Annotated in this window: 14 protein-coding genes; 10 read left to right on the forward strand and 4 right to left on the reverse strand. The window is 61.5% G+C overall.

The annotated features are described in order from the left end of the window. Window positions 1-8: 8 nt before the first annotated feature. From PQQ52_RS17200 to PQQ52_RS17215, 4 genes are all read right to left on the reverse strand, one after another. The gene (locus PQQ52_RS17200) at window positions 9-647 is read right to left on the reverse strand and encodes a phosphatidylserine decarboxylase (RefSeq protein WP_325043831.1); all 639 of its coding nucleotides are present in this window, start codon (window positions 645-647) and stop codon (window positions 9-11) included. Window positions 648-782: 135 nt separating this feature from the next. Then, the gene (ilvC, locus tag PQQ52_RS17205; RefSeq protein WP_035551801.1) at window positions 783-1,799 is read right to left on the reverse strand and encodes a ketol-acid reductoisomerase; all 1,017 of its coding nucleotides are present in this window, start codon (window positions 1,797-1,799) and stop codon (window positions 783-785) included. A gap of 131 nt (window positions 1,800-1,930) precedes the next feature. Continuing rightward, a complete protein-coding gene (gene ilvN / locus PQQ52_RS17210; RefSeq protein ID WP_011487482.1) occupies window positions 1,931-2,422 on the reverse strand; it encodes an acetolactate synthase small subunit in 492 nt (163 codons plus the stop codon). A 111-nt stretch (window positions 2,423-2,533) separates the two neighbouring features. After that, window positions 2,534-4,297 carry an acetolactate synthase 3 catalytic subunit gene (locus PQQ52_RS17215; protein ID WP_408213533.1) on the reverse strand — a complete coding sequence of 588 codons (1,764 nt, stop codon included), beginning with the start codon at window positions 4,295-4,297 and terminating at the stop codon, window positions 2,534-2,536. A 351-nt stretch (window positions 4,298-4,648) separates the two neighbouring features. Between PQQ52_RS17215 and PQQ52_RS17220 the strand changes: the two genes are divergently transcribed. The 10 genes from PQQ52_RS17220 to PQQ52_RS17265 all read left to right on the forward strand — a co-directional run bounded on the left by PQQ52_RS17220 (window position 4,649) and on the right by PQQ52_RS17265 (window position 12,229). Next, window positions 4,649-5,212, forward strand: coding sequence for an RNA polymerase sigma factor (locus PQQ52_RS17220; protein WP_408213536.1), 564 nt, complete (start codon window positions 4,649-4,651; stop codon window positions 5,210-5,212). Continuing rightward, window positions 5,209-5,637 (forward strand): DUF3619 family protein, encoded by a 429-nt coding sequence (locus PQQ52_RS17225; RefSeq protein ID WP_408213539.1) that lies wholly within the window; start codon window positions 5,209-5,211, stop codon window positions 5,635-5,637. The genes PQQ52_RS17220 and PQQ52_RS17225 overlap by 4 nt, the downstream gene beginning before the upstream one ends. 16 nt (window positions 5,638-5,653) lie before the next feature. Further along, window positions 5,654-6,412, forward strand: a complete 759-nt coding sequence (locus tag PQQ52_RS17230) for a DUF3106 domain-containing protein (RefSeq protein WP_408213928.1) — start codon at window positions 5,654-5,656, stop codon at window positions 6,410-6,412. 13 nt (window positions 6,413-6,425) lie between these two features. After that, entirely contained in the window at window positions 6,426-6,947 is a 522-nt protein-coding gene (locus tag PQQ52_RS17235; protein ID WP_408213542.1) for an RDD family protein, read from the forward strand. A 212-nt stretch (window positions 6,948-7,159) separates the two neighbouring features. Further along, window positions 7,160-8,101, forward strand: a complete 942-nt coding sequence (locus tag PQQ52_RS17240; protein ID WP_408213545.1) for a UDP-2,3-diacylglucosamine diphosphatase — start codon at window positions 7,160-7,162, stop codon at window positions 8,099-8,101. A 30-nt stretch (window positions 8,102-8,131) separates the two neighbouring features. Next, entirely contained in the window at window positions 8,132-9,163 is a 1,032-nt protein-coding gene (locus PQQ52_RS17245) for a glycosyltransferase family 4 protein (RefSeq protein WP_408213548.1), read from the forward strand. Window positions 9,164-9,183: 20 nt separating this feature from the next. Then, entirely contained in the window at window positions 9,184-9,816 is a 633-nt protein-coding gene (locus PQQ52_RS17250) for a diacylglycerol kinase (protein WP_408213550.1), read from the forward strand. Window positions 9,817-10,088: 272 nt separating this feature from the next. Next, window positions 10,089-10,814 carry a TetR/AcrR family transcriptional regulator gene (locus PQQ52_RS17255; protein ID WP_325043839.1) on the forward strand — a complete coding sequence of 242 codons (726 nt, stop codon included), beginning with the start codon at window positions 10,089-10,091 and terminating at the stop codon, window positions 10,812-10,814. A gap of 2 nt (window positions 10,815-10,816) precedes the next feature. Further along, window positions 10,817-11,401 (forward strand): LOG family protein, encoded by a 585-nt coding sequence (locus PQQ52_RS17260; protein WP_408213554.1) that lies wholly within the window; start codon window positions 10,817-10,819, stop codon window positions 11,399-11,401. Window positions 11,402-11,482: 81 nt separating this feature from the next. Continuing rightward, window positions 11,483-12,229, forward strand: a complete 747-nt coding sequence (locus PQQ52_RS17265) for an SDR family oxidoreductase (protein WP_408213556.1) — start codon at window positions 11,483-11,485, stop codon at window positions 12,227-12,229. The last annotated feature ends 207 nt before the right edge of the window (window positions 12,230-12,436 follow it).

Here is a 12,436-nt window from a genome sequence, read left to right on the forward strand (position 1 = left end):
GTGCCGCTTTATAGTTCAGCGAGGATCGTGGACGACGCGGAAACCTTCTCGCCGATCGACACACGCGGGCGGCTGCCAACCGGCAGATACACGTCAACGCGTGAGCCAAAACGGATAAATCCATAACGTTGCCCACGCGTGAGCGGCTCACCGGCTCGTACGTAGCAAAGAATGCGCCGCGCGATCAGACCGGCGATCTGCACCGAGGTCACCGTCTGGCCCCCGGCCATTTCGATCACCACCGCATTGCGTTCGTTTTCGGTCGAAGCCTTGTCCACGGCGGCATTCAGATAGGCACCCGGGAAATATTCGACCTTGGAGATCGCACCGTCCACCGGCGAGCGTTGCGAGTGGACGTTGAAAACGTTCATGAACACGCTGATCTTCAGCGCTTCACGGTTGGCATACGGATCATGCGCTGTTTCGACTGCGACGATGCGGCCGTCGGCCGGACACAGTACGGCGTTTGCCTGAGTCGGAATCGGGCGTGCCGGATCGCGGAAGAACTGCACGACGAAGATCAGGATCAGCCAGAACAGCCATGCAAAGCCGAATCCCGCGAAGGCATGAACCAGTAATGCAACGACGGCCGCGATGGCGATAAACGGCCAGCCTTCTCGCGCGATGATCGGATGAGGGTAATTCATGGATGGCTTCTGTATTTTTGTAAAACCGTAGGATAGCAAAAGCCGCCCAGGGTTCAGCACCCTTGGACGGCTTTTTGCATTACCGGCCGCTGCGACGAGGCGCCGCGCCGGTCAAGATGCCATAAAGCTGGCTTCTTAGTTCTTCGACTGGTCGACCAGCTTGTTCGCAGCGATCCACGGCATCATCGAACGCAGCTTCGCGCCAACCGTTTCGATCTGGTGCTCAGCCGTCAGACGGCGGCGCGATTGCAGCGTCGGTGCGCCAGCCTTGTTTTCGATGATGAAGCTCTTCGCGTACTCGCCGGTCTGGATGTCCGTCAGCACAGCCTTCATTGCCTTCTTCGTTTCAGCCGTCACGATACGCGGACCCGTCACGTACTCGCCGTATTCGGCGTTGTTCGAGATCGAGTAGTTCATGTTCGCGATGCCGCCTTCGTAGATCAGGTCGACGATCAGCTTCAGTTCGTGCAGGCACTCGAAGTACGCCATTTCCGGCGCGTAACCCGCTTCCACCAGCGTTTCGAAGCCGGCCTTGATCAGGTCGACCGTACCGCCGCACAGCACGGCTTGTTCGCCGAACAGGTCGGTTTCCGTTTCTTCGCGGAAGTTCGTTTCGATGATGCCGGCACGGCCGCCGCCGTTCGCTGCCGCGTACGACAGCGCGATGTCACGTGCTGCGCCCGACTTGTCTTGCGCAACCGCGATGAGGTGGGGCACGCCGCCACCTTGCGAGTACGTACCGCGAACCGTGTGGCCCGGCGCCTTCGGCGCGATCATGATCACGTCGAGGTCGGCACGCGGGATCACTTGACCGTAATGCACGTTGAAACCGTGCGCGAAGGCGAGCGCCGCGCCTTGCTTGGCGTTACCGTGCACTTCCTTTGCGTAGACTTCAGCGATCTGCTCGTCCGGCAGCAGCATCATGACGACGTCTGCGCCCTTCACGGCTTCCGCCACTTCCTTGACTTGCAGGCCGGCGTTCTCAGCCTTGCTCCACGATGCGCCGCCCTTGCGCAGACCGACCGTGATGTTCACGCCGCTTTCCTTCAGGTTCAGCGCGTGAGCATGGCCTTGCGAGCCATAGCCGATGATCGTGACTTGCTTGCCCTTGATAAGGGAGAGGTCGGCGTCCTTGTCGTAGAAAACTTTCATGTCGGTTCCTTGGCTAAATTCGGTGAAATCAGTGAAATACAAATACTGCGAATGGTGTGTTGCTTGACCGGGTTCTTAAACACACTGCCCGGCTTCGATCGAGACGGTTGCGAATCGTCGATAGGCGCGACTCAAACCTTCAGAATGCGCTCGCCGCGGCCGATGCCCGAACTGCCCGTACGGACGGTTTCAAGAATCGCAGTCGCGTCGATCCCTTCGATGAAGGCATCGAGCTTGTCGCTCGCGCCCGTCAGTTCGATCGTGTAGGTCTTTTCGGTGACGTCGATGATCCGGCCGCGGAAAATATCCGACATCCGTTTCATTTCCTCACGCTCCTTGCCGACCGCCCTCACCTTGATCAACATCAGCTCGCGCTCGATGTGGGCGCCCTCGGTAAGGTCGACCACTTTCACCACCTCGATCAGGCGGTTCAGATGCTTCGTGATCTGTTCGATCACGTCGTCCGAGCCAATGGAGACGATGGTCATGCGCGACAGCGAACGGTCTTCGGTCGGAGCCACCGTCAAGGTTTCAATGTTGTAGCCACGTGCGGAGAACAGCCCCACCACGCGTGATAACGCGCCCGGTTCGTTTTCCAGCAGGACAGAAATAATGTGTCTCATGTTTCGCTTCTTCCAGATGTTTTGTCGATGTATGCGAGCAGGTTCGCGCCGCTTCGTCCGCATTCACCCTTTGTGAAGGCGCGCATGACGAAGCCGGCGGCAAAGCCGTCGTTATAGATCTTCCGAACCCATGAGCATCTCAGTGATGCCCTTGCCGGCCTGGACCATCGGCCAGACGTTTTCGGTCGGATCGGTCTGGAAATCGAGAAACACGGTGCGATCTTTCAGGCGCAGCGCTTCCTTCAGCGCCGGCTCGACATCGGCCGTGCGTTCAATACGCATGCCGACGTGACCGTACGCTTCGGCGAGCTTCACGAAATCCGGCAGCGCATCCATGTACGAATGCGAATAGCGCTTGCTGTATTCGATCTGCTGCCACTGGCGCACCATGCCCAGATAGCGGTTGTTCAGCGAAATGATCTTGATCGGGGTCTCGTACTGCTTGCAGGTCGAGAGTTCCTGAATACACATCTGGATCGAGCCTTCGCCCGTGATACAGAGCACATCGTCGTCCGGGTGCGCCATCTTCACGCCCATCGCCGCCGGCAGGCCGAAGCCCATCGTGCCGAGGCCACCGGAATTGATCCAGCGGCGCGGCTTGTTGAAGCGATAGAACTGCGCCGCCCACATCTGGTGCTGACCGACGTCCGAACACACGAAGGCATTGCCGTCGGTCAGTTCCCACGCCTTTTCCACCACGTACTGCGGCTTGATGATGTCGCTCTTGCGGTCGAACTTCAGGCAGTCTTTGGCGCGCCAGGCTTCGATGTCCTTCCACCAGTCGGCGAGTGCCGCGGTGTCGGGGCCATGTTCGGCGGTTTGCAGCTGCTCGATCAACTCTTTCAGCACTTCCTTCACGTCGCCGACGATCGGAATGTCGACCTTGACGCGCTTGGAAATGGAAGAAGGATCGATGTCGATATGAATGATCTTGCGCGGGCGCGACGCGAAGTGCGCCGGGTCGCCGATCACACGGTCGTCAAAGCGCGCGCCGATCGCGATCAGCACGTCACAGTGCTGCATCGCCATGTTGGCTTCGTACGTGCCGTGCATGCCGAGCATGCCGAGGAATTTCTTGTCGCTCGCGCGGTAGCCGCCCAGACCCATCAACGTATTGGTGACGGGATAGCCGAGCAGATCGGCGAACTGGTTCAGCTCACGCGATGCATCCGCGAGGATGATACCGCCGCCGGTGTAGATGTAAGGACGCTTGGCCGACAGCAGCAAGGCCACAGCCTTGCGAATCTGGCCGGAGTGCCCTTTCGTCACCGGGTTGTACGATCGCAGCGAAACGGTCTTGAGCGGTTCGTACTGGCACGGCGTCTTCGACACGTCTTTCGGAATGTCGATCAGCACGGGGCCGGGACGACCGGTACGGGCGATATAGAAAGCTTTTTTGACGGTAGCGGCGAGGTCGCGCACGTCCTTCACGAGGAAGTTGTGCTTCACGCAAGGACGCGTGATGCCGACCGTATCGCACTCCTGGAATGCATCCTGACCGATCGCGGCGGTCGGCACCTGGCCGCTGATCACCACCATCGGAATCGAATCCATGTAAGCGGTGGCAATGCCGGTCACCGCATTGGTGACGCCGGGACCAGAGGTCACGAGGCACACACCCACTTTGCCGGTGGAACGCGCATAGGCGTCAGCGGCGTGGACTGCGGCTTGTTCGTGGCGCACGAGGATGTGCTGGAATTTGTCCTGCTTGTACAGCTCGTCGTAAATGTAGAGCACCGAGCCGCCGGGATATCCCCACACAAACTCGACGTCTTCGTCGGCCAAAGCGCGCATGAGCACGGTGGCGCCGATAGATTCAGCTTCGGGATGGGGGGTCGTATCCGACGTGGAGAATTCCGCGCTGGGCATATTCATTTATTCACCTTTCGAATTTTCGGCAAAAAATTGATCGGGTGCTCTCTGCCGGGCTTGTGGCTCGGGTTCAAGCGGCGCGTCCAGTTGACAGGCGAGCTTCTTGGGCCACACCTCAATTGAGACAAGTCACTTATGTTGCGAACCAGCGACGATATCTGCAGATGTCCGCGCGGTCAAGCAAATATTGCCTTGGCGGCCTTCCTCAAATCCCAATATTGACCGAAACCTTGTTATAGAGATGCAAGGTTGGGCGGGTTTCACCCCAGCGGGGCGAAAGTTTGTTAGCATCCGCGAGTTTTACGACATTTTTCGACCGATTACGCGCACGCACGCTGCGCCGACCCCAAACGGATGGCATCAGACAAGGAACTCGCCGATTTTCTGGCGGGCGTCGAAAGGCGCGCATTCAAGCAGACGGTCTACGCCGTGCGGGACGACGACGCCTCGCTCGATATCGTGCAGGACGCGATGATCAACCTCGCCGAAAAATATGGCGACCGTCCTCCGGCCGAACTTCCGCTCCTGTTTCAGCGTATTCTCCAGAATGCGATGCACGACTATTTCCGTCGTGCCAAAGTGCGCAATACTTGGGTTAGTCTGTTTTCGTCGCTCGGCAACGCCGACGACGACGAATTCGACCCACTCGAAACATTCGAGGCACAGCAAGGTTCAGCGGGCTCAGAGAGCAACGAGCAGAAACTTGAGCGCGAACAGGTCTTGCAGTTAATCGACGACGAGATCCAAAAGTTACCGGCACGTCAACGGGAGGCGTTTCTCATGCGTTATTGGGAAGATATGGATGTCGCCGAGACTGCCGCCGCGATGGGCTGCTCCGAAGGCAGTGTGAAAACGCACTGCTCGCGGGCTACCCACACGCTGGCGCAAGCGCTCAAGGCTAAAGGAATCACGCTATGAGCTCCCTAGAAACCAAAGAACTCGAGTTCGCCCGCCAGGTGCGCCGCGCGCTCGACGAAACCACCGCCAGCATGCCGGTCGCCACCGTCGACCGGCTCGCCGTGGCGCGCCACGCCGCGCTTGCTCGCAAGAAGCCCGAAACCGTGAGCGTGCCAGTGTTCGTACCCGCCTTCGCCGGTGCCGGCATGGCGGCCGGTATGCCGCAACTCGACATGCCGCAGCGCCGCCGTTCGCCGCTGCGCCGCTTTGCGCTCGCCTGGCCGCTCGTCGCGCTGGTCGTCAGCCTCGTGGGCATCGCCTACTGGGAAGACCAGCAGCGCACCGCCGAACTCGCCGATATCGATGCAGCCATGCTAAGCGACGACTTGCCGCTCAATGCCTATCTCGACCACGGTTTCAACGCGTACCTATCACGCGCCCACTGAGCGGGAGATTCTTCGGGTGAGTTACAAGCGCGGCTTGGCCGTTGTTTTCGGATGCGCGATCGCGGCTTTGGTGTCGTTTGCCGCGACGTATCCGCGCTTTTATCCGAGCCCGTCGACCGTCAGTGCGCCCGCTGCTGGCGGCAACGCGACCGCAAAAGCGCCCGCGCCGACCCTCGCCGTCGATCTGCCCACCCTGTCCAACAGCAATAGCCCGATGGCATGGGCGCGCCTGAGCGCCGCCGAGCACGTTGCGCTCGCGCCGTTCGCCAGCCAATGGGATTCCTTTAGCGACGAACGCAAGCGGAAATGGATCAAAATCGCGTCGCGTTATCCGAAGTTATCGCCCGATGCGCAAAAACGCCTGCACGACCGAATGACTGAATGGGTGCGCATGACCCCCGATCAGCGGCGCGTTGCGCGCGAAAACTACCAGGTATCGAAGGAATTGCCGCGCGAAACCCGCCAGAACGCATGGAAGGCTTATCAGCAATTGCCGGAAGAGCAGAAGGAGCGGCTCGCCGCGAGCGAGCGTAAGCGGCGGCCGAGCGTCGTCAGCGCGCCGCCCTCCGGCAAAACTGAGATCAAGGGCCTCGACCGTCTGGTCAATGCCCGGGAGCATGGCGCCAGCGGTGCCGCAGCGGTGAGTGCCGCGGCTGCCGCTCCATTGCCGAGCCCCGCCGTCACGCCGGCGATTCCCGCTGCGGGCAGCTTCGTACCCGCCACGCCGCTGCCGGTTTCGCCGGCCGAGGCGCCGTCGATCTTCAACGGCTCCTGATCCGGGTCCAACTGTGTCCCAACCGCTCGCCACCTCGACACTGCCCGCCGATTCATCCGGCATCGTGCCTACCGTTCGCCGGCGCCTCGCGGCACTGCTCTACGAAGCCGTGATCCTGTTCGGCGTCGTGTTCATCGCGGGCTATCTGTTCAGCACGTTGACGCAGCAGCGCAACGGTCTCACCCATCACAACCTGCTCGCAGCGTGGATCGGCTTCGTGGTCGGTCTGTATTTCGTCTGGTTCTGGACCCACAGCGGCCAGACGCTGCCAATGAAAACGTGGCGCTTGCGCGTCGTCGCCGCTGACGGCGCGCCGCTGTCCACAGGTCGCGCGATCGTACGTTACGTGCTGGCGTGGCTATGGTTTTTACCGCCGCTCGCGCTGCATCCGTTGCTGGGCCTCGCCGTGCCGCAGACGCTGCTGATCGCCGCGATCTGGTTCGTGCTGTGGGCCGCAACCGGCCGCTTCGATCCGCAGCGTCAATTTCTGCACGACCGACTCGCCGGCACGCGCGTCATCAGCGTCGCGAACTGAACAAACCGACCTCCCTGCACTTCACGCCACCGCGCCCGCGGTTCGCGTTCGCTTGATGGCGGGTTGCCTCTCGCCGCAGCCTTCTCCGCGCCCCGCCGTTCCCTTACCGCCGCTTCCCTCTCCCCACACAGTAATAAGAACTTCTCGTGACTGTCACGGCAGGGTCACGCGCGGCTGGCGCAATACGGGCACCGCAACTCGACGCGTGAGCCATGGACCCCAAAACGTCCGCGACTTCCCTGTTCCGCCAGACCGGCCCGAGCGTCGACCCTGTCGCGTTCCGCCCGGAACCCAACCCTAGTCACGGACTGCCGTTGCCTGCGCCGTCGCAGCCACTCGACGCGCACGCCGCTCATCACGACGACGACCACGCCGAGCCGCACCGCTATCGCACCATCTGGCTGTCCGACATCCACCTCGGTTCGAGCGGTTGTCAGGCGCCGTATCTGCTCGACTTCCTGAGGCACAACGAGTCGGAATACCTGTACCTCGTGGGCGACATCATCGACGGCTGGCAGTTGAAAAAAGGCTGGTACTGGCCGCAGGCGCATAACGACGTCGTGCAAAAGGTGCTGCGCAAAGCGCGCAAAGGCACCCAGGTCATCTATGTCCCGGGCAATCACGACGAAGCCGCGCGCCAGTTCTGCGACCTCGCCTTCGGTGACATCCACGTGCGCGGCGAAGCATTCCACACGACGCTCGCCGGCAAGCGCCTCTGGATCGTGCACGGCGATCTGTTCGACGGCGTGATCCAGCACGCCAAGTGGCTCGCGTATCTCGGCGACACGCTCTACACGATGATCCTGATCCTGAACCGCTGGTTCAACCGGATCCGCAGCCGCCTCGGCTTCCCTTACTGGTCACTGTCGCAATACCTGAAGCATCAGGTAAAGAACGCGGTGAATTTCATCTCGTCGTTCGAGCGCGTGATGACGGACGAAGCGCGCCGCCGCGGCTGCGACGGTGTGGTCTGCGGACACATTCACAAAGCCGAGATCCGCGAGATCGATGGCGTGCTGTATTGCAACGACGGCGATTGGGTCGAAAGCCTGTCGGCACTCGTCGAGACGTATGAAGGCGAACTCAAGGTGATCTACTGGACCGTGATGCGCGCACCGGAAGTCGGCGTGCAAACGGCCCGGGCGACCGCGTAGTCCCTCTCCACTTCTATTGGGCCAAAACCGATGAAGATCATGATCGTCACCGACGCATGGGAACCGCAGGTCAATGGCGTCGTGCGCACGCTGAAAAACACCACGCGCGAGCTCACCGCACTCGGCCACAACGTCGATCTGCTGACGCCGCTCGAATTCAAGACGATTCCGTGCCCGACCTATCCCGAGATTCGCCTGTCGCTGATGCCGCGCCGCAAGCTGCGTCAGCGTATCGACGAATTCGCGCCCGATGCGCTGCACATCGCCACCGAAGGCCCGCTCGGCATAGCCGCGCGAGCCTATGCGATCCAGCATAAGCTGCCGTTCACGACCGCTTATCACACGCGCTTTCCCGAATACGTGCAGGCGCGCTTCGGCATTCCGATCGCGCTCACCTACAAGTTTCTGCACTGGTTCCACAAGGCGTCGCTGGCGGTGATGGCGCCCACACCCGTGGTCAAGACCGACCTCGAAAAATTCGGCTTCACCAACGTGGTGTTGTGGACCCGCGGCGTCGACCTCGACATCTTTCACCAGATGGACTCGAAGGTCCTCAACACCGCGCGGCCGATCTTTCTGTACGTGGGGCGCGTCGCGGTCGAGAAAAACGTCGAGGCGTTCCTGAAACTCGACCTGCCCGGCTCGAAGTGGGTGGCGGGCGAAGGCCCAGCGCTCGCCGAACTGAAATCGCGCTATCCGCAAGCCAATTACCTGGGCGTGCTGACGCAAGCCGAACTGGCCAAGGTCTACGCGGCCGCCGACGTATTCGTGTTCCCGAGCCGCACCGATACCTTCGGACTCGTACTGCTCGAAGCGCTGGCCTGCGGCACGCCGGTCGCGGCGTATCCGGTGACCGGCCCGATCGACGTGCTCGGCGACGGTGGCGCGGGTGCGATGCACGAAGATTTGCGTGAGGCTTGCCTCGAAGCGCTGAAGATCGAACGCAGCCATGCCCGCGCGTGGGCCGAACGCTTCTCGTGGGCCGCGGCGTCCGAGCAGTTCGCGGCGCATCTGAAGCCGCTGCCTCGCACGTCGTACAGCGAGGAAAGCGCCGCCGCATGACGCGACGTGCCGAGCCGTTTATGCCAACCCGAAACTCCACCGCGGCACGCGCATCGAACGGCGCATTGCGCGCTGTCGATGCCGGCACCGACGCCGCCGGCATCGAACCGTTCGACGATGTGAGTGAGCACGACACGCCGAATCATGCCAATCACGCGAATGGTTTCCACGACGTGAACAGCACGAGGATCGACAGCCCGGAGAGCGATTCCCATCACGAACCGCTCAGCCCCGACGATCCGCTCGCACCGTTACCCTTCAATCCGTACAAGGGCAATCGCGGGCTGACCCGCGCATGGCACGCGATGAAAAATTCGCTCGCCGGGTTTCGCGTGGCGATCCGTGAGGAAAGCGCGTTTCGCCAGGAACTCACGCTCGCCGCCATCCTGATTCCATGCGGCGTGCTGGTGCCGGTGGATCCGGTGTCACGCGTGTTGCTGCTCGGCTCGGTGCTGCTGGTGCTGATCGTCGAGTTGCTGAATTCGAGCGTCGAGGCGGCCATCGACCGTATTTCGCTTGAACGCCACGAGTTGTCGCGCCGGGCCAAAGATCTCGGCAGCGCGGCGGTCATGGTCGCACTCGGCATGTGTCTGATGACGTGGGGGCTGATCGTCGGGCCGCTCGTCGTGCGCTGGGTTCAAGCGTGGCTATGAAACCCGCCGTGCAGCATGGCCCCGCGCCTTGTCCGGCGTTCCAGTGAATGAAAACCCTGAGTATCCGTTTGGTATAAGAACGGTCGGTTTATAATCGGCTGATAGTCTCACAGGAAAATGCTGGGCCGCCCCAAGTTTTCCTGCCCCCACGGGGGGCCTGTCGCGCAGCGGCAGGTTTGGGGGCGCTCGACTATACCAACCGCGTCCGGGTGGATCACGCAACAGCGGCATGCCGCCACGCGCCCAGCCCGGCGTAACCAGGGCCGGACTACATGGAAGCCAAACCTCCCCGCCGCACCCGCGAACGGATCCTCGAGCTCTCGTTGAAACTGTTCAACGAGATCGGCGAACCGAACGTCACGACGACGACGATCGCCGAGGAAATGGAAATCAGTCCAGGCAATCTGTACTACCACTTCCGCAACAAAGACGACATTATCAACAGCATCTTCAGCCAGTTCGAGCAGGAGATCGAAAAGCGTCTGCGCTTTCCCGACGATCACCGCGCGACTATCGACGAGATGTGGTCGTACCTGCAGTACATGGTCGATTTCACCTGGCGCTATCGTTTCCTGTATCGTGATCTGAACGATCTGCTGGCGCGCAATCGCACGCTCGAAACACACTTCAAGCAGATCATCAGCCACAAGGTGCGCTTTGCGAGCCAGTTCTGCGAGCAACTCGTGGCGGACGGCGAAATGGTCGCGACGCCCGAAGAGCTGAACGTGATCGCGACCAACATCGGCGTGATCGCGACGTACTGGCTGTCGTATCAGTTCGTGATGAACCCGCGCAAGTACAACGAGCAGGAAACCATTCGCGCCGAATTGCATCAGGTGAGCGTGCAGATCGTTTCGCTGATGGCGCCTTATCTGCGCGGCCGCTCGCGGCAGATTTTCGACGACCTCGTGTCGGGCAAGCTGCCCAAGCGCGAGTTCTACGACTACCTGCCGCCGAAGGAAGGTGCCGCGCCCCGTAACGAACCGAAGGACGTTTGAGTATGAAGTCGGTGTGTGTGTATTGCGGCTCCTCCGACGGAGCCAGACCGTTATATGCCGAAGCCGCGCGCGCGTTCGGCCGCGCGCTGGTGCAGGCCGATCTCGCGCTGGTCTATGGCGGCGGCAAGGTCGGCCTGATGGGTGTGATCGCCGATACGGTGATGGCCGAAGGCGGCCGCGCAATCGGCGTGATTCCCGAATTGCTGGTCAACAAGGAAGTCGGCCATAACGGCCTGACCGAGCTGCATGTGGTGCCCGACATGCATCATCGCAAGAAGATGATGGCCGATCTGTCCGACGCATTCGTCGCGATGCCGGGCGGCGCGGGCACGCTCGAAGAGCTGTTCGAGGTCTACACGTGGGCGCAACTCGGCTATCACCAGAAGCCGGTGGCGCTGCTGAATATCGACGGCTTCTACGATCCGCTGATCGCGCTGCTCAAGCACACGGTAGACGAAGGCTTCATGCGGCAAACCTACTTCGACATCCTGCAAAGGGACGCCGATCCCGTCGCGCTGATCGACAAGCTGCAACGCTATCAACCGCCTGCCAGCGACAAATGGGCCGTCAAACGCGACGCCGTTTGAACGCTGCTTGCTGCGCTTCTCCGGCCTTCTGAACACCCGCCGCGCTGTCCCTGCGGAACACCCCCGAGCGAGGAGGTTGCGATGACGAAAACCGTTCTGATCACCGGCGGCAGCCGCGGCATTGGCCGCGCAACCGCACGTTTGCTGGGCGCACGCGGCTGGTCGGTCGGCGTAAATTACGCGCAGAACCTGGCGGCCGCGCAGGACACCGTTGCTGAAGTGGAACGCGCCGGCGGCCGTGCATTGTCGATTGCCGGCGACGTGGCCAGCGAAACCGATGTGATCGCGATGTTCGACGCGGTCCAGCAAAAGTTCGGCCGGCTCGATGCGCTCGTCAACAATGCCGGGATCGTCGGGCCGTCGAGCCAGCTCGCGGATATGGACCTCGCGCGGCTGAAACGCATGTTCGATGTCAACGTGCTCGGCGCGTATCTGTGCGCACGCGAAGGCGCGCGCCGGATGTCGACAAGCCGCGGCGGCGCGGGCGGCGTAATCGTGAATATCTCGTCGGCGGCCGCGCGTTTAGGTTCGCCGAACGAATACGTCGACTATGCCGGCTCCAAGGGCGCTGTCGACACCATGACCATCGGTCTCGCCAAGGAACTCGGCCCACAGGGCGTGCGCGTGAACGCGGTACGGCCCGGCCTGATCGATACCGAAATCCACGTCAGCGGCGGCAAGCCCGAGCGCGCCGCCCAGCTCGGCGCGACAACCCCACTGGGGCGCCCTGGCAGGGCCGACGAAGTCGCCGAATCGATCGTCTGGTTGCTGAGCGACGCCGCCTCATATGTAACGGGCGCGCTGCTCGACGTTGCCGGCGGACGCTGAATCCCCTCTTCAGTTCCCACGGCCGACGGTTCCCGACGGCCGACCTCTCCCTTTCCGATTCCGAATTCCCGTCGATATGGCGAGGAATCAGCACAATCTATCTGATTAACTGCGATATTCCCCACATTATCTGTAATCCACAGTAATAAACTGGGACTACAATCGCAGCATTCGCATGCAACCGCATGCGACGCACAGCCAGAGCAT

Source organism: Paraburkholderia sediminicola (assembly GCF_046030555.1).
Classification (GTDB): domain Bacteria; phylum Pseudomonadota; class Gammaproteobacteria; order Burkholderiales; family Burkholderiaceae; genus Paraburkholderia; species Paraburkholderia sediminicola_E.